The sequence below is a fragment of the Hydrogenophaga sedimenti genome (assembly GCF_051857515.1).
Classification (GTDB): Bacteria; Pseudomonadota; Gammaproteobacteria; order Burkholderiales; family Burkholderiaceae_C; genus Hydrogenophaga.
Genome location: NZ_JBPZHA010000009.1, coordinates 60,850 through 78,317, shown reverse-complemented (window position 1 = coordinate 78,317; position 17,468 = coordinate 60,850). Strand labels below are relative to the sequence as shown.

The 17,468-nt window shown below is 68.6% G+C and carries 14 protein-coding genes; 8 read left to right on the top strand and 6 right to left on the bottom strand.

What is annotated here, in order from left to right:
• Positions 1 to 13 precede the first annotated feature (13 nt).
• Complete coding sequence (locus tag ACS5NL_RS15420; RefSeq protein WP_439354804.1) at positions 14 to 1,156, bottom strand: Gfo/Idh/MocA family protein; 1,143 nt, start codon at positions 1,154 to 1,156, stop codon at positions 14 to 16.
• Between the two features lie 121 nt (positions 1,157 to 1,277).
• Between ACS5NL_RS15420 and ACS5NL_RS15415 the strand changes: the two genes are divergently transcribed.
• The 7 genes from ACS5NL_RS15415 to ACS5NL_RS15385 all read left to right on the top strand — a co-directional run bounded on the left by ACS5NL_RS15415 (position 1,278) and on the right by ACS5NL_RS15385 (position 8,647).
• A complete protein-coding gene (locus tag ACS5NL_RS15415; RefSeq protein WP_439354803.1) occupies positions 1,278 to 2,075 on the top strand; it encodes a shikimate dehydrogenase family protein in 798 nt (265 codons plus the stop codon).
• Between the two features lie 2 nt (positions 2,076 to 2,077).
• On the top strand, positions 2,078 to 3,802 hold the full coding sequence (locus ACS5NL_RS15410) for an FAD-dependent oxidoreductase (protein ID WP_439354957.1): 1,725 nt from the start codon (positions 2,078 to 2,080) through the stop codon (positions 3,800 to 3,802).
• A 157-nt stretch (positions 3,803 to 3,959) separates the two neighbouring features.
• Positions 3,960 to 5,126 (top strand): ABC transporter substrate-binding protein, encoded by a 1,167-nt coding sequence (locus ACS5NL_RS15405; protein WP_439354802.1) that lies wholly within the window; start codon positions 3,960 to 3,962, stop codon positions 5,124 to 5,126.
• Between the two features lie 69 nt (positions 5,127 to 5,195).
• Complete coding sequence (locus ACS5NL_RS15400; protein ID WP_439354801.1) at positions 5,196 to 6,071, top strand: branched-chain amino acid ABC transporter permease; 876 nt, start codon at positions 5,196 to 5,198, stop codon at positions 6,069 to 6,071.
• Entirely contained in the window at positions 6,068 to 7,060 is a 993-nt protein-coding gene (locus ACS5NL_RS15395) for a branched-chain amino acid ABC transporter permease (protein WP_439354800.1), read from the top strand. The genes ACS5NL_RS15400 and ACS5NL_RS15395 overlap by 4 nt, the downstream gene beginning before the upstream one ends.
• A gap of 29 nt (positions 7,061 to 7,089) precedes the next feature.
• Positions 7,090 to 7,881, top strand: a complete 792-nt coding sequence (locus ACS5NL_RS15390; protein WP_439354955.1) for an ABC transporter ATP-binding protein — start codon at positions 7,090 to 7,092, stop codon at positions 7,879 to 7,881.
• 13 nt (positions 7,882 to 7,894) lie between these two features.
• A complete protein-coding gene (locus tag ACS5NL_RS15385; RefSeq protein WP_439354799.1) occupies positions 7,895 to 8,647 on the top strand; it encodes an ABC transporter ATP-binding protein in 753 nt (250 codons plus the stop codon).
• Between the two features lie 42 nt (positions 8,648 to 8,689).
• Here the strand turns inward: ACS5NL_RS15385 and ACS5NL_RS15380 are convergent, their stop codons facing one another.
• On the bottom strand, positions 8,690 to 9,580 hold the full coding sequence (locus ACS5NL_RS15380; RefSeq protein WP_439354798.1) for a DMT family transporter: 891 nt from the start codon (positions 9,578 to 9,580) through the stop codon (positions 8,690 to 8,692).
• A gap of 152 nt (positions 9,581 to 9,732) precedes the next feature.
• Here ACS5NL_RS15380 and ACS5NL_RS15375 point away from each other — a divergent pair, with 152 nt between their 5' ends.
• On the top strand, positions 9,733 to 11,739 hold the full coding sequence (locus ACS5NL_RS15375; RefSeq protein ID WP_439354797.1) for an ArnT family glycosyltransferase: 2,007 nt from the start codon (positions 9,733 to 9,735) through the stop codon (positions 11,737 to 11,739).
• Between the two features lie 6 nt (positions 11,740 to 11,745).
• On the opposite strand, the gene chrA is transcribed toward ACS5NL_RS15375, so the two are convergent.
• The 4 genes from chrA to ACS5NL_RS15355 all read right to left on the bottom strand — a co-directional run bounded on the left by chrA (position 11,746) and on the right by ACS5NL_RS15355 (position 17,464).
• The gene (gene chrA, locus ACS5NL_RS15370) at positions 11,746 to 13,101 is read right to left on the bottom strand and encodes a chromate efflux transporter (protein ID WP_439354796.1); all 1,356 of its coding nucleotides are present in this window, start codon (positions 13,099 to 13,101) and stop codon (positions 11,746 to 11,748) included.
• 36 nt (positions 13,102 to 13,137) lie between these two features.
• The gene (locus ACS5NL_RS15365) at positions 13,138 to 15,066 is read right to left on the bottom strand and encodes a potassium transporter Kup (protein ID WP_439354795.1); all 1,929 of its coding nucleotides are present in this window, start codon (positions 15,064 to 15,066) and stop codon (positions 13,138 to 13,140) included.
• Positions 15,067 to 15,152: 86 nt separating this feature from the next.
• A complete protein-coding gene (locus tag ACS5NL_RS15360) occupies positions 15,153 to 15,863 on the bottom strand; it encodes a response regulator (RefSeq protein ID WP_439354794.1) in 711 nt (236 codons plus the stop codon).
• Positions 15,860 to 17,464, bottom strand: a complete 1,605-nt coding sequence (locus ACS5NL_RS15355; RefSeq protein ID WP_439354793.1) for a sensor histidine kinase — start codon at positions 17,462 to 17,464, stop codon at positions 15,860 to 15,862. The genes ACS5NL_RS15360 and ACS5NL_RS15355 overlap by 4 nt, the downstream gene beginning before the upstream one ends.
• Positions 17,465 to 17,468: the final 4 nt, after the last annotated feature.

Sequence of the window (17,468 nt, the reverse complement as noted above, 5' to 3'; positions counted from 1 at the left end):
GGTTCCGCTTCGTTCAGGAGGTCGAAACCGCGCATGTTACGGACTGGCCGCTGGCCGCCGCGTCGAGCAGGGCGCGCGTGGCCTGCAGGGTGCGCAGGCCGTCCAGCGCGCTGCACAGCGGCGCCTCTTCGCCACGGATCACGGCGGCGAAGTGCAGCAGCTGGCGGGTGTACGGGTCGGCCTTGAGGGCGGTGGTCTGCTCGCGCGTGAGCGGCCGGTGCCAGTGGCGCTCGCCTTCGTAGCGCCAGAGCGAGAGGTCGGGCAGCGAGAGCGAGCCGTGGGTGCCGGCGATGAAGAGGGCGTTGACGTCCTGGCGCGGGTACTGGTCCTGCTCGCCGGCGCAGAAGTCCCAGCACCAGGGCGCCACGGCGGTGTCCGACAGCAGCACTGTGCCCAGCGCGCCGCTTTCGAAACGCAGCAGCGCGGCGGCCGTGTCTTCCACCGCAAAGCCGCGCACCGCGTTGCTGGCCAGCGCCTGCACCTGCACGATCTCGCCGCAGAGGAAACGCAGCATGTCGATCTCGTGGATCAGGTTGATCAGCACCGGGCCGCCGCCCGGCTCGCGCCGCCAGGCCATGTCGAAATAGCCCTGCGGCTTGTAGAAGCAGGCCATGGCGTTGGCGCCGACCACGCGGCCGAGCTGGCCGCTGGCGATGGTCTCGCGCGCCTGGCGGTTGATCGGGTTGTGGCGGCGGTGGTGGCCGACCAGCACCGGCACGCCGCTGCGCGCCTGGGCGTCCACCAGTTGCTGCGCCTCGGCCACGCTGTCGGCCAGCGGTTTTTCCACCAGCGCGGCGACGCCACGCGCCAGGCAGTCCAGCGCCATCGGCACGTGGGCCGGGTTGGGCGTGGCGACGATGGCGCCCTGCGGCTGGAACTGTTCGAGCGCGCTCACATGGTCGGGTGCCCAGGGCACGTCCAGCGACTCGGCCAGCGCGCGGCCGGCGTCCGACGGGTCGGCGATGCCGGCCAGCGCCAGACCCGGCGTGCGCTGGATGCGGTCGATGTGGGTGCGGCCGATGGCGCCGGCACCGATGACCAGCAGAGAGCACCCCCTGCGCCGCTGCGCGTCTTCCCCCTCAAGGGGGACGGCACCAGCCGTCTGGCGAAGCCAGCCCGGCGGTGCCTCTGGTGGTGGGATTTGCTTTCGGGTCATGTGTTGTCTCCGGCCTGAAGTCTAGTCAAAAAAAGAACAACATTCAATACTTGAACACAATTCCACTTTTCAATATGATCCGACCCAACCACCCGATCCACAGACGATCCGAGCGAGACAGATGACACAGACCCTGAGTGGCGCCACGCGCCTGCACTACATCGTGGGCGACCCGATCGCCCAGGTGAAATCCCCCGCCGGCGTGAGCCAGGCCTTTGCCGACCACGGCCGCGACGCGGTGTGCGTGCCGGCCCATGTGTCGCCGGCCCATCTGGCCGACTGGGTGCGTGGCGTGTCGCTGGCGCAGAACGTCGACGGGATCATTGCCACCGTGCCGCACAAGTTCGCCTGCACGGCGCTGTGCGCCACCACCTCCGACCGCGCCGCCTTCCTGAACACGGTCAACACCATGCGCCGCAACGCCGACGGGACGTGGCACGGCGACATGTTCGACGGCCTGGGCTTCGTCACCGCGATGCAGGACAAGGGCTGCCAGCCCGCGGGCAAGAAGGCCCTGCTGGTCGGGGCGGGCGGCGCCGGTTCGGCGATTGCGCATGCGCTGGTGATGGCCGGTGTGAGCGAGCTCGCGGTCCACGACCCCGACGACCAGCGCCGCGGCGCGCTGGTGGACCGGCTGGCCGGTCTGGGCCAATGCCCGGTCACGCACGGCAGCGCCGACCCCAGCGGCTTCGACCTCGTGCTCAATGCCACACCGGTGGGCATGAAAGCCGGCGATCCGTACCCGCTGGACGTGACGAAGCTGAACGCCGCCATGTTCTGCGGCTGCGTCATCACGGCGCCGGCGGTCACGCCCTTCATCGCCGCTGCGCGCGAGAAGGGCTCCAACACCATGACCGGCGCCGACATGTTTGCGCGCGTCCGCGATTTGATGGTCGAGTTTCTGTTGGGCAAAGCATGACCATGCAAGTCCTGAACACGCTCAAAGACCTTCCGGTCGACGCCGTCTACGACCTGGTGGTGGTCGGTGCCGGTGGCGCCGGCATGGCCGCCGCGCTGTTCGCGGCGCTGGACGGCAAAAAAGTGCTGCTGGTCGAACGCACCGAATTCGTCGGCGGCACCACGGCGCTGTCGGCCGGCACGACCTGGGTGCCGGGCACGCACCACAGCGCCACCGTCAACCCGACCGACACCCTGTCCGAGGCCGCGCGTTACCTGAGCAACGCGATCGGCGAACGCACGCCGGCCGCGCTGCGTCAGGCCTTTCTGGACCACGGCGCCGAAGCCGTGACGCTGGCCGAAACGCGCACGGAGGTGAAATTCCGCCCCTACGCCAAGCACCCGGACTACATCTCCGATCTCGGCGGCTCGACGCTGAGCGGCCGCGCGCTGGAGCCGCAGCCCTTCGACGGCCGCCTGCTGGGCGATCTGTTCAAGCTGATCCGCCCGCCGATTCCCGAGTTCACCGTGCTGGGCGGGATGATGGTCGACCGCACCGACATCAACCACCTGCTGGCGCTCAGCAAGAACTTCGCGTCGTTCAAGCACTCGCTGAAGATCCTGCTGCGCCACGCCTCGGACCGGCTGTCGCACCCGCGCGGCACGCGGCTGGTGATGGGCAATGCGCTGATCGCGCGGCTGCTGTATTCGCTCTCGAAGCATCCGAACGTGACGCTCGCGCTGCAGACCCGCGTGGACACCTTCCGCCGCGATGCCGGCCGTGTCACCGGCCTCACGCTGAAGGCGGGCACCGAGCGCCTTGATGTCGCGGTGCGCGGCGGCGTGGTGCTGGCCTCGGGCGGCTTCAACCGCCACCCGGAACTGCGCGCCCAGCTGCTGCCGGGTGCGGACATGGCCTGGTGTCCGGCCGGCCCGGGCCACACGGCCGAGGCCCATGCGCTGGCCAAAGGCGCCGGCGCGGTCTACGGGCAGGGCGCCCTGAGCAACGCCTTCTGGGCGCCGGTGTCCCTGCGAAAGCGCGCCGACGGCAGCACCGCCGTGTTCCCGCATTTCGTGATGGACCGCGCCAAGCCCGGCATGCTGACCGTCAACCGGGCCGGCCAGCGCTTCGTCAACGAAAGCACGTCGTACCACCTGTTCGGCATGGCCATGCAGGCCACCGGCAGTGTTCCGGCGTACCTGGTCTGCGACGCGACCGCGCTGCAGAAGTACGGCATCGGCATGGTGCGCCCCGGCGCCTCGCCCAAGGACCTCGCCCCCTTCCTCGCCGACGGCTACCTCACGCAGGGCGCCTCGCTGGACGAACTGGCCGGCCAACTCGGCATCGACGCCGCCGGCCTGAAGGCGAGCGTGCAGAAGATCAACCGCTACGCAGAAACCGGTGTCGATCCCGACTTCCAGCGCGGCGTCACCGCCTACCAGCAGAACATCGGCGATGCCGCCGCCGGCACCCGCAACCCCAACCTCGGCGCGCTGACTGCCGCGCCGTATTACGCGCTGAAGCTCTACCCGGGCGACATCGGCGCCGCGACCGGCTTCGCCACCGACGGCAACGCCCGCGTGCTCGACGCCGCCGGCCAGCCGATCGCCGGCCTGTACGCCGTGGGCAACGACATGCACTCGATCATGGGCGGCGTCTACACCGCGCCCGGCATCACCATCGGCCCCGGCCTGGTGTTCGGCTACCTCGCGGCGCGGCACGCCTGCGCGCGCGCCAGCCCGACCTAGTGCTTACCCCGGTTGCGTTCGGTGATCGATCAATCATGTGCGTTTTTCGTGCGTTTCAAGTCGATTCACCGGGTGCGCTGCCGGGGGTGATCGCTACATTCGCTTCACGCTTTCCCTTCCCGCTTGCCCTCAACCTCTGGTTCCCAAGGAGACAAACATGCAGAAAAGATTCGCCCTCAAGTGCCTCGTGGCCGTCAGCCTGGCCGCCGCTTCCGGTCTGTCCATGGCGCAGAACGTCATCAAGATCGCCAACATCGTCGAGCTCTCGGGTGGCGGCGCGTCGGCCGGCACCAACTTCAAGAACGGCGTGGAACTGGCCGTCAAGGAAATCAACGCCGCCGGCGGCATCCTGGGCAAGAAGATCGAAACGGTGACCAGCGACACCCAGACCAACCCCGGCGTCGCCAAGGGCCTGACGCAGAAGGCGGTCGACGACGAGGTGTTCGCCATCTTCGGCCCGGTGTTCTCCGGCTCGATCATGGTGTCGATGGCCGAATCGCGCCGCGCCGAAGTGCCCAACTGGACCGGTGGCGAGGCCGCGGCCATCACCGCCCAGGGCAACCCTTATGTGTTCCGCACCGCCTTCGGCCAGAACTTCTCGTTCCCCAAGCTGGCCCGCTACATCGGCGCCAAGACCAAGACCCTGGCCGTGGTTTACGTGAACAACGACTTCGGCAAGGGCGGTCTGGACGCGATCAAGCGCGAACTGGGCAAGACCCAGACCAAGATCGTGGCCGAGATCTCCACCGACTCCGGTCAGGTCGACTTCTCGTCGGCCGTGCTCAAGGCCAAGCAGAGCAACGCCGATGCCGTGTTCGTCTACACCAACGAAGAAGAGTCGGCCCGTGCCCTGCGCGAACTGCGCAAGCAGGGCTGGACCAAGCCCATCATCGGCGAGACCACCCTGGTCGGCCAGAAGGTGATCGAGCTGGCCGGTGAAGCCGCCAACGGCGCCGTGGCCCACGTGGGTCTGACCGTCGACGCGCCCAAGCCCGAGATGCTGGCCTTCAAGGCCAAGTACTACCAGGCCTACAACGCCATCTCCGACCACAACGGCATCAAGGGCTACACCGGCGTGTACGTGCTCAAGGCCGCGATCGAGAAGGCCGGCAAGCTCGACCGCAAGGCGGTGGCCCAGGCCATGAAGGGCCTGACCATCAGCGCCAAGAAGTACCCCGGCGTGATCATGGACGTGTCCTTCGACCAGAACGGCGACCTGGACCGCGAGAGCTTCCTGGTCGAGGTCAAGAACGGCCGCCAGATCGTCGTCGAGACGCTGCCGCCGCTGAACCCGGTTGCCGCCGCCGCACCGGCCAAGAAGTAAACCTGCCCCAGTGGCCGGCGACCGCTCCGCGCGGGCGCCGGCCCCCGGCACACCCAGGACGGATCTTCGATGACCGACTTTCTCCAACTCTTTTTCAGTGGCCTGTCCACCGGTGCGATCTACGCGCTGGCGGCGCTGGGCTTCACGCTGCTCTGGCAGGCCAGCGGCACGATCAACTTCGCCCAGGGCGAGTTCGTGATGCTGCCGGCTTTCATGATGCTGGCGTTCTTCAGCGCCGGCATCCCGCTGCTGCCGGCCTTCCTGCTGGCCTGTCTGGTCGCGGTCTTCGTGCTGGGCTGGCTGTTCAAGCGTGGCGTCGTCGATCCGCTGTTCAAGTACGGAATGATGCCGATCGTGGTCGCCACCATCGGCCTGTCGATCGCTATGCGCAACGGCATCCGCGCCGGCTACAGCGCCGAGGCGCACCCGTTCCCCTCGCTGTTTGCCGACCAGATCTACAACATCGCCGGCGTCACCGTCACGCTGCAGGACATCGGCACCTTCGTGCTGGCCATGCTGCTGGTGGTGGGCACACAGGCCTTTCTCGCCAGGACCGTGACCGGTCGCGCGATGCAGGCCGTGGCGCAGAACACCGAGAGCGCCAGCGTGCTGGGCATCAACGTGCCGCGCATGATCTTCTACACCTTCGCGATCAACGCCGTGCTGGCCGTGGCCGCCGCGCTGCTGGTCACGCCGACGTACCTGGCCAAGTTCGACATGGGTGAAAGCCTGGGCAACAAGGCCTTCTTCGCCGCCATCATCGGCGGCTTCAACAACTCGCGCGGCGCGCTGCTGGGCGGCCTGATCGTGGGCGTGTGCGAGAACCTCGCCGCGGCCTACATCTCGCCGGCCTACAAGGACGCCGTCGCCCTGGTCATCTTCATGGTCGTGATCCTGTTCAAGCCGCAGGGCCTGCTGGGCAAGAAAGTGGAGCGCAAGGTATGAACAAGCTCACCCTTCCGCTGATCGTGGCCTCGGCGCTGCTGTTCCTGGTGGCACCGCAGTTCCTCAAGAGCTACGGCCTGTACCTGCTGACCTACTGGCTGGTCTACATCATCGCCACCATGGGCCTGAACCTGACGGTGGGCTACGCGGGCCAGAAATCCCTGGGCCACGCAGCGTTCTTCGGCATCGGCGCCTACACGGTGGCGATCCTGATGAAGGCCGGCCTGAGCTTCTGGATCGGCCTGCCCGCCGCCGCGCTGCTGTGCTTCGTGATCGGCATCATCCTGGGCTTCCCGGCCCTGCGGGTGCAGACCATCTACCTGGCCTTCGCGACGCTCGGTTTCAACACCGCCGTCTGGCTGGTGATGCGCAACGAAGAGTGGCTGACTGGCGGCACCTTCGGCATCAACAACATCGCGCGGCCTTCGCTGCTGGGCTTCAGCCTCGAAGGCAACCTGGCCTACTACCACTTCGTGCTGGCGGTGACGGTGCTGATGGCGCTGCTGCTCTGGGGCCTGCTGCGCAGCCCCTGGGGCAAGGCGTTCACGGCGCTGCGCGACAACCCGATCCGCGCCGAGAGCCTGGGCGTCGACATCCGCAGCTACACGCTGCTGAGCTTCGCCATCGGCGCGGTCTACGCCGGTGTGGCCGGGGCGCTGTTCGCCTCGCTGGTGCAGTTCATCGAGCCGGCACCGTTCACCGTCGGCGCGTCGATCATGATGTATCTGATGGTGGTGGTCGGTGGCCCCGGCTACTTCCTCGGCCCGGTGGTCGGCGCGGCCGTCGGCGTGATCCTGCCCGAGTGGCTGCGCTTCGCCCAGGCCTGGTACCTGTTTGTCTTCGGCACCGCCGTGGTGCTGCTGATGATCTGGCTGCCCGACGGCCTGCTGTCCATCCCCGACCGCCTGCGCGCCAAGCGCCAGTCCCGCGAGGCCTCGGCCGCGCGTGCCGCCGCCGCACAGGCCGCCAGCCAGGGAGCCAAGGCATGAACACGAGCACCGCTTCCACGGGCCAGCCCATGGCCCAGCATGCCCACCACCACGAGCGCCCGGCCGGTGCGCCGGTGCTCCAGGTGCACCACCTCAAGAAGGCCTATGGCGCGATCCAGGCCGTCGGCGGCGTGAGCTTCCAGGTGCAGCCGGGTGAAATCTTCGGCGTGATCGGGCCCAACGGTTCGGGCAAGACCACGCTGTTCAACTCGATGCTCGGCCAGATCACGCCCGACGAGGGCCGCATCGAGCTCAACGGCGAAGACGTCACCAAGCTCGGTCCGCTCGAACTGAACCGCCGTGGCGTCGGCCGCACCTTCCAGACCCTGCAGGTGTTCGGCAAGATGACCGTGCGCGACAACCTGATCGTGGCTGCGCAGGAGCACAAGGGCAGCATGTTCAGCCGCATGTTCGCGCCCGGCGACTCGGGCCTGGGCGCCAAGGCCGACGCGCTGATCGACCAGTTCCGCATCCGCCACGTGGCCGACAAGAAGGCCGGCGAGCTGTCGTATGGCCAGCAGAAGCTGGTCGACATCGCGATGGCCTTCATGAGCGAGCCCGACCTGGTGCTGCTCGACGAACCCTGCGCCGGCGTCAACCCCAGCCTGGTGGGCGGCATCAGCACCTTGCTGAAAGACCTGAACCGCAACCCGCGCTTCGGCAAGCGCAGCTCCTTCGTCGTGATCGAACACAACATGGACTTCGTGATGGACCTGTGCCACCGCATCATGGTGATGGTCGAGGGCCAGGTGATGGCCATCGGCACGCCCGATGAAATCCGTTCCAACAAGCAGGTGCTCGACGCCTACCTGGGCAGCTGAAAAGGACGACCCCATGTCAGACATCTGCATCGAATTCGACGACGTGGTCGCGGGGTACAAGGATTTCATGATCCTGAACAACCTCAGCTTCCAGGCCCACCGCGGCTCCATCACGCTGCTGCTCGGCCCCAACGGCGCGGGCAAGTCGACCGCGCTCAAGACGCTGTTCGGCCTGCTCAAGCCGCGCCAGGGCCGCATCCTGCTGGACGGCAAGGACATCGCGGGCTGGAGCCAGAAGGAACTGCTGGCCGCGGGCGTGGCCTTCGTGCCGCAGGGCCGCAACCTGTTCGGCCAGCTCTCGGTCTACGAGAACCTGGAGCTGGGTGGCATCACGCTGGGCATGAAGACCACGCACGAGCGCATTCCGGAAATCCTGGAGATGTTCCCGCGCGTCAAGGAGCGGTTGCACAGCGCCGCCGCCAGCCTCTCGGGCGGCGAGCAGAAGCAGCTGGAGATCGGCCGCGCGCTGCTGCTGCGGCCCAAGGTGATCCTGATCGACGAGCCCTCGATCGGCCTGTCGCCGCTGGTGGTGCAGGACGTGTTCCGCCTGCTGCGCCGCCTGGCCAACGAGCAGGGCGTGACGGTGCTGATGGTCGAGCAGAACGTCAAGAGCGCGCTCAAGATCTCCGACTACGCGATCGCGCTGGAGTCGGGCCGGCTGGTGCTGCACAAGCCCGCGGGCGAACTGCTGGCCGATCCGAACATCGAGCGCCTGTTCCTCGGTGGTGCCCACGCGGCGCCGGCCGCCGCACCCGCCACCGCCTGAGCGTGGCCCCGGCCGCCCCGCGGACCGGTCGGGCCCGCAGCCTCAGGGCGGCGGCTCGGCCGGCAGCGGGCGGCGCAGCGGGTTGAAGCCGGTCACCAGCGCGGTCGCCACCAGCACCAGCGCACCACCGGCAAAGATGCCCGACGACAGCGTCTCGCCCAGGAACAGGTGACCCCAGGTCACGCCGAACACCGGGATCAGGAACGCCGGGCTGGTCGCCGCCACCGGCGAGACGTGGCGGATGATGCGCAGGTTCAGCCAGTAGGCCAGGCCCGAGGTCACCACCCCCATCACCAGCAGTGCGCCCATGGCCGTGGGCGTGAAATGCGCCTGCGGCAGACCCCAGATCCCGGCCGGCAGCAGCATCACGAATGCCGCGGCGCTGATGCCGGTCGCGATCGCCAGCGGCTGCATGTGTTCGGTCGCCTTCTTCATCAGCGGCGTCGAGACGCCGTAACACGCCGCGGCCGCGATGCAGGCCAGGGCCGCCATGAGCGTCTCGGCCGTCGGTGCCACCGGGCCGAGCTGCAGGATCAGCCCGACACCCACGAAGCCGATGACGCAGCCGATCAGCTTGCGGGCCGTGAGCGTGTCCTGCCCGAACCAGGCAGAAGCCAGGGTGCCGAACAGCACCACCGTCGTGTTGAGCAGGGCGCTGTAGCCGGCGGGCAGCCGCAGCGCCGCCCAGGCGTAGAGCAGGAAGGGCGCGGCCAGCGCGAGCAGGCCGAGCCGGAACAGCTCGCGCCAGTGCCGCCAGGGCCAGGGTTCGCGCAGCAACCACATCAGCACCGCGAGCGTGGCCGTGGCCAGCAGCACGCGACTGGTCGCCATCACGGGCGGCCCCAGCAGGGGACTGGCAATGCGCAGGAAGAGAAAGGAAGCGCCCCAGAGGGCAGAGAGGCCCACGAGCTGGGCGAAATGACGGGTTTGCACCGGAGGATTGTCGGGCAATTGGTCACGATTGCGGAGTGCATGCGCGACACGTTCGTGCATGGCGGGGGCGCTGCTGCAGCTCTGGACTCCTTCGTTCTGGCGTCCCGGAGTTCGGCTGCCTTGCCTCACCGCTTGTTGGCATACTTCCTCAAATGAAACATTGGTTTGCGAAGCGGTGGGAATGCTGGCTGTTCATGATCTACCTAGTTCTGGGTTTGGCCATCTACCGCCAATATGGTGTTTCTTGGGACGAACCCCTGTCTCGCCTGAACGGGCTGGTCAACCTCCGTTACGTGATCGAGTTCTTTTCGGGAGCGCTGCGCAGCGAGTTGCTGCAGCAAGTCCCCACCTTGGCGGACTGGCCAGATCGTGACTACGGCGTTGCATTTGAACTGCCCATGGCAGCGATCGAGCACTGGCTTGGGCTCAATGAGCAGCAGGTCTTCCGTCTGCGCCACCTGAGCACCTTTCTTGTGTTTTCCGGCGCTGTTGCAGCGATATACCGCTCGGTCTTCTCCGTTACCGGCAGTCGGGCAATCGGCGTGATGGCCGCCGCGATGCTGGTTCTTTCTCCGCGGATGTTTGCAGAGTCCTTCTACAACTCGAAGGACATCGTTTTCATGTCGGCTTGTGCGATCTCGATCTGGTCGATGGAGCGTTTTCTGAGGAACCGCTCTCTGGGCGCAGCGGTCCTGCATGGCCTCGTGTGTGCGTTTGCCATCGATATCCGGGTAATGGGAATCATCCTGCCGGCCTTGACCATGGGCGCATGGGGCGTCTTGCTGGTGCATCGGGAAGTGCGCCCTATGTCCTGGTGGAGGCTGATGGCGGCTTATGGCTTGGTGACGGTTCTGATGGTTTACGCCATGTTCCCGTACCTATGGGTGGACCCGCTACACAACTTTGCCCAGGTTTTTGCCAACATGTCCCGGTTTCGCTGGAACGGCGAAGTCCTGTACATGGGTGAGTCGATTTCTGCGCAACAGCTCCCTTGGCACTACATCCCGGTCTGGATCGGGGTCACCACGCCGCTGCCGTTTCTGGCGTTGTTCTTGGTGGGGGTAGGCTTGACGGTAGCAGGCGTGTTCAGCAGCCGTCGGCGTCTCTGGAGCAGCCATGAACAGATGATGGACCTGCTGTGCCTGCTGCTGCTCGCGGGGCCGGTATTGGCCGTGATTGCTCTGAAATCCGTGCTGTACGACGGGTGGAGGCAGCTGTATTTCGTGTACCCGGCGCTGGTCTTTTTGGCTGCTAGGGGCCTTGAGTGGCTGGGTACCATGCTGGGTGCCAGAGACCGCAGGCGCCTGGTGCTCTCGGGCTGCCTTGGGACATTCATCGTCTACCAGGGGGCGTGGATGGTTCGAGCCCATCCGCTGCAAAACGTGTACTTCAATGAACTGGTACGCACACCATGGAAAGACCAGTTTGACCTTGACTACTGGGGGCTGGGCAATCGCGAAGCGCTGGAGCGCATCCTGAAGGCAGACCACGATCCGTTTATCACGGTGGGGGTCGGGTCCAGAACCGAACTGGAGACATCACTGCCTCTGATTCCTAAGGTCCATCGGGACAGACTCTTCTTGGTCGATCCGGACGCGCCACCCATGTACATCGTGAACAACTACCGGCTGGTGCGCGACCGCAGCGACGCCCGGTGGCTCCAGGACCACGCGCTGTTCTGGCAGAAGAAGATCGGCGACCAGGTGATCCTCTCGGTCTACCGGCTGCGGGACCCGTCCAGGGCCACGCCCATGTCGCGATCGGACCGGCCCTACACGCCCGAAGAGATCCTGCAGCTCAGGCTGGAACTGGGCGGGCGCCGGGAGGTGCAGGGACGCAGCGAGGTGGACGTGACCCTGGTCAACGACTCCGGCATCCGCTTCTCCGCGCTGTCCGCCACCGGCAACCAGCTGGCGCTGACCTGGCGTTTCCTCGACGCGCAGGGCCATCCGGTCACGCCCTGGGACGGGCGCATGGACCTGCCGGTCGACGTGATGCCGCATTCGCGCCAGCGGCTCGTCATTGCGTTCGACCCAGGCGCCTACCTCGAAGGCCACCCCCTGCAGGTCGACGTGTTCCAGACCGGCCGCTTCTGGGCGCACGAAGCCGGTGCGCCGCTGGCGATCCTGCCGCCGGACCGCAAGACGGCCTCGCCCTGACCGAGCTCAGGCCGGCAACAGCAGTTTCAGCGCCAGGCCGGCGAGCGCGCAGGCGGCGATCACCGGGATCACCGGCTTCTTGAAACGCAGCAGGGCGACGCCCGCCGCGACCGCGATCAGCGCCGCCGCGACATCCATCGGCTGCCCGCGCCCGGCCGGCCAGAGCACGTGCAGGCCGAAGAACAGCGCCAGGTTGACGATGACGCCGACCACCGCGGCCGTGATGGCGGTCAGCGGGGCGGTGAAGCCCAGCTTGCCGTGGGTGGACTCGATCAGCGGCCCGCCGGCCAGGATGAAGATGAACGAGGGCAGGAAGGTGAACCAGGTCACCAGCGTGGCGGCCAGTGCGCCGGCCGCGAACGTCAGGTCCGGCCCCAGCAGCGCGTGGCCATAGCCACCCACGAAGGCCACGAAGGCCACCACCATGATCAGCGGGCCGGGCGTGGTCTCGCCCAGCGCCAGTCCGTCCATCATCTGCGTGGCGCTGAGCCAGCCGTGCTGCACCACCGCGCCCTGGTACACGTAGGGCAGCACCGCGTAGGCGCCGCCGAAGGTCAGCAGCGCCGCCTTGGTGAAGAACCAGCCCATCTGCGTGAAGGTGTGCGCCCAGCCGAACACCGCGCCGAGCAGGCCCATGGGCAGCGCCCAGAGCAGGCCGCCGGCCAGCAGCACCGCCGCCAGCCGCGGCCAGGCGAACCGCGCGTGGGGCGGGGTGGGCGTGTGGTCGTCGATCAGGGCTGGTGCGTGCGCTGCGGCACCGGCCTTGGCGCCGCCTCCATGGCCGCCGCCGGTGGCAAACGCCTTCGGCAGCAGCCGGCCGCCGACCACGCCCAGCAATGCCGCACCGAGCACGATCAGGGGGAAGGGCGCGTTCAGCGCGAAGATCGCCACGAAAGACGCCGCCGCGATGCCCCAGAGCCAGCCGTTCTTCAGCGCCCGCGAGCCGATGCGCCAGGCCGCCTGCACCACGATGGCCGTCACGGCCGGCTTGATGCCGTAGAACAGGCCGGCCACCAGCGGCTGGTCGCCGTGCGCCATGTAGACCCACGACAGGCCGATCAGCAGCAGCAGCGAGGGCAGCACGAACAGCGCGCCCGCCAGCACGCCGCCCCAGGTGCGGTGCATCAGCCAGCCGATGTAGGTAGCCAGCTGCTGCGCCTCCGGGCCCGGCAGCAGCATGCAGTAGTTCAGCGCGTGCAGGAAGCGTGTTTCCGAGATCCAGCGCTTGTCGTCGACCAGGTCGCGGTGCATCAGCGCGATCTGGCCGGCCGGACCGCCGAAGCTGATGAAGCCGAGCCTGAGCCAGTAGCGCAGGGCCTGGCCCAGGCTGACCGGGGCGGGTGTCGGTATGGGGGGGGTCATGCCGGGAAGTATCGCCCGGCGGTGAAGACCTGTGGCTCAGATCGGCACGCGCGTGCCCAGCTCGACCACGGCGTTGCCCGGCAGCCGGAAGAACTCCACCACGCCGCCCGCGTTCTGGCTCATGGTGGCGAACAGCTTCTCGCGCCAGTGCGCCATGCCTCCACCGGGCGAAGGCACCACGGTCTCGCGGCTGAGGAAGTAGGTGGTCTCGAACAGCGGAATCTGCAGCCCGTGCGAACGGGCCTGCTCCAGCGCCCTGGGCACGTCGGGCGTGTCCATGAAACCGTAGTGGACGCGCACCCGCCAGAAGCCGTGCCCCAGCGGCTGCACCTGCAGGCGTTGCCCGGCCGGCACCCAGGGTTCGTCGCGGAACTGCACCGAGAGGATCACGTTGCGTTCGTGCAGCACCTGGTTGTGCTTGAGGTTGTGCAGCAGCGCCTGTGGCACGGTGTCGGGGTCGGCCACGGCGTACACGGCGGTGCGCTGCGCGCGCTGGATGCTGGCCGGGTCCAGCGCATCCACAAAGTCGGTCAGCGACAGGCCGTCGCGCCGGATGCTGTCCATCAGCAGGGCGCGGCCGCGCCACCAGGTGCTCATCATCGCGAACAGCGCCAGGCCGAGCAGGATCGGGAACCAGCCGCCGTCGAAGAACTTGATGGCGCAACCCGCCACCAGCAGCGCGTCGATGGCGAGAAAGAAGACCGTCGCGCCCCAGGCCAGCGGCGCCGGCAGGCGCCAGCCCAGCCGCACCACGAAGAAGGTCAGCACGGTGGTGATCATCATGGTCAGCGTCACGGCGATGCCGTAGGCGCTGGCCAGCGCCGACGAACTGCCGAAGTGCAGCACCACCGCCACCACGCCCGCCAGCAGCGCCCAGTTCACGGCCGGCATGTAGATCTGGCCGATCTCGCGTGCGCTGGTGTAGCGCACCCGCATGCGCGGCAGGAAGCCCAGCTGCATCGCCTGCTTGGTCATCGAGTAGGCGCCGGAGATGACGGCCTGCGACGCGATGATGGCCGCCAGGGTCGCCAGCACCACCACGGGCAGCACCCAGGCGTCGGGGAACAGGCGGTAGAACGGGTTCTCGATGGCGGCCGGGTCGCCCATCAGCAGGGCGCCCTGGCCCAGGTAGTTCAGCGCCAGCCCGGGCAGCACCAGGCCGGTCCAGGCGATCTGGATCGGCTTGCGGCCGAAGTGGCCCATGTCGGCGTACAGGGCTTCGGCGCCGGTCAGCGCGAGCACCACAGCGCCCAGGGCGGCGAACACCTGCCAGCCGCGGCCCGACAGGAACGCCCAGGCGTGCACGGGGTTGAGCGCCGCGAGGATGGCCGGCTGCTGCGCGATCTGCCACAGGCCGATGGCGCCCAGCACGGCGAACCAGACCACGATCACCGGCCCGAAGAAACGGCCCACCCGGGCCGTGCCAAAGCGCTGCAGCAGGAACAGGCCGACCAGCACGAGCAGGGTGAGCGGCACCACATAGGGCCTGAGCACCGGGGTCAGCAGCTCCAGCCCTTCCATCGCGCCGAGCACCGAGATCGCGGGCGTGATCACGCTGTCGCCGTAGAACAGCGTGGCGCCGAACACGCCCAGCAGCAGGAGCGCCCGGCGCAGCGCCGGCCGGCCTTCGACGGCCCTGGCTGCCAGCGCGGTCAGCGCCAGGCCGCCGCCTTCGCCGTGGTTGTCGGCGCGCAGGATCAGGACCACGTACTTGAGCGTGACCACCAGCATCAGCGCCCAGAAGATGGTCGAGATGGCGCCGATCAGGTGCGGCGCGTCCAGCTGCACGCCGGTGTGCGGCGCGAAGATTTCCTTGACGGTGTAGAGCGGGCTGGTGCCGATGTCGCCGTAGACGACGCCGATGGCCGCGAGGGTGAGGGCGGCCAGTCCCTGGCGGCGGGTGTCGGTGCTGTCGTCTGGCGCTGCGCCGCTGACCGTGGAGATGGAGGGAGTGTGGGTGGACATGGGGGCCCCGGAAATGTCGAGGACGCCACGATGCCCGGGGGCGGATCAGGAACGCATAAGGGTCGCCGGCCAGCGGTGTCTCATGTTCAGGCGTCGGCGTCCGGCTCGGCGATGCGGTAGCCCACGCCGGGCTCGGTCAGCAGGTGCAACGGGTCGGCGCTGTCGGCCTCCAGCTTGGCGCGCAGCTGGCCCATGTACAGGCGCAGGTAGTGTGTCTGCTCGGTGTGTTCGGGCCCCCAGACGTCGGCCAACAGCTGCCGGTGCGTCACCACCTGGCCGGCCTGCCGCACCAGCCGCGCCAGCAGTTCGAACTCCGTCGGGGTCAGGTGCACCTCGCCGCCGTCGCGCCGCACGCGCCGCGTGCGCAGGTCGATGTCCAGCCCGCCGTGCCGGTACGAGAGCACCGCCGGCTGGCTGCGGTGGCCACGGTGCCGCAGCGCCACGCGCAGGCGGGCCAGCAGTTCGCCGATGCCGAAGGGCTTGACCAGGTAGTCGTCCGCGCCTTCGTCGAGCAGGCGGATCTTCTGGCCCTCGGCTTCGCGGGCCGAGATCACGATCACGGGGCAGTTCGAACTGCGGCGCAGCTCGGCCAGCAGCGACTGGCCGTCGCCGTCGGGCAGGCCCAGGTCCAGCAGCACCAGGTCCATGCCGGACGAGGTGCCGGCCTGGCGCAGCAGCGCCCGCGCATCGGCCAGGCTGGCGGCCGGCTGCACTTCGTAGCCTTCGACGCCCAGGGCTTCGCGCAGGGTGGCGCGCAGCTCGCGGTCGTCTTCCACCAGCAGGATGCGCAGGCTCATGGGGACGTGGCCTCCGGCGGTGGTGGTGTTTCAGCGCCCGGCGCCGGCTCGTGCAGCGGCAGGCGGAAGTCGAACCGGCAGCCCCCGTGCGGCCGGGCGCTCAGGCGCAGTTCGCCGCCGTGCGCACGGGCAATGGCGCGGCACACCGCCAGGCCCACGCCCGCGCCCTGGCGCGCGGCTTCGACGCCGGCCTGTGCCTGCCCGGCCTTGTCGCCGCGCTGGAACACGTCGAACACCCGCTCGCGCCAGGCCAGCGCGATGCCCGGCCCGCGGTCGCTCACACTCAGGCTCACATGGCCCTCCAGCAGCCGGGCCTGCACTTCCACCGGCGCCTCGGCCGGGCTGTACTTCAGCGCGTTGTCGACCAGGTTGTCCAGCAGCTGAGACACCAGCAGCGTGTCGCACCAGAGCAGGGGCAGTCCGGGTTCGACCCAGGCCTTGAGCCGCGCGCCGTGGCCGCGCCGGCGCGCGCGGCCCAGCACCGCGCCGACGATCTCTTCGGCCGATTCCCAGTCGCGGCGCAGCACCACGCCGGGTGCGTCCAGCCGCGCCAGCTGCAGGGTGTTGTCGGTCAACCGGCTCAGGCGCGTGGTTTCTTCCACGATGCCGGCCGCCAGCCGCTGGCGCTGGGCCGCGTCCAGCTTGTCGGCCTGGTCGTGCAGCGACGAGGCAGCGCCCATGATGGTCGCCAGCGGCGTGCGGTAGTCGTGCGAGATCGCGGCCAGCAGGGCGTTGCGCGTGGCCTGCAGCTGCGCCTGCTCGCGCGAGGCGCGGGCCTGCCGCTCGGTCAGCGAGCGCTGCAGCGCCTGGCCCATCTGGTCGCACAGGGCCTGCAGGTGTGCGCGCAGCGACAGCGCGTCGGCGGTCTGGCCCTGCGCCGGCAGCACCGCGGCACCCAGCGTGGCACCACGGCCGCGCAGCGGCAGGTACCAGTCGCGCAGATCGCCATAGCGGGCCGTGCCTTCGCCCATGGGACGGCCGTCGCGCATGCACAGCGCCAGCCCTTCGCGCTGTTCGCCGTTGGCCTGGCCCACGTGCAGCGTGGTGTCGTCTTCCGGCCGGGCGTTCAGGTCCTGCAGCACGGCCAGGGCGACATCGGCGCCGGTGGCCTCGGTCAGGGCGGTGTGCAGGGCGCTGGCGTGGGCAGCGGGGTCGGGCGCATCGCGCAGCGTGTCGCTCCAGGCGCGCAGCCGCGCTTCGCGCTCGGCCACCAGCCGGGCGCCTTCTGCCGTCTGGCGCAGGCGCACCACCAGGCCGGCAATGATCCAGTTGACCACCAGCATCGCCAGCAACAGCAGCGCGTGCTGCTGCAGGTCCACGCTGAAGGTGTGGCGCGGCGGCACGAAAGACCAGTTGAAGGCCAGCACCGCCACCGTGCTGGCCAGGGCGCTGGCCCAGCCGGGCCACCAGAGCGAGGCCACCACCGAGGTCAGCATCAGCAGCATGGCCTCGTTGGACAGGTCGAAGCGTCCGTCCAGCAGCAGCATCGCCGACCAGCCGGCCAGCCAGGTCAGCCAGGGCCACCAGCGCCGGCCCTGGGTCAGCGGCCGGGCGGTCTGCGGGGTGGAAGAGGAGGGGGCGGCGGGCAAGGTGGTGTCCATGACG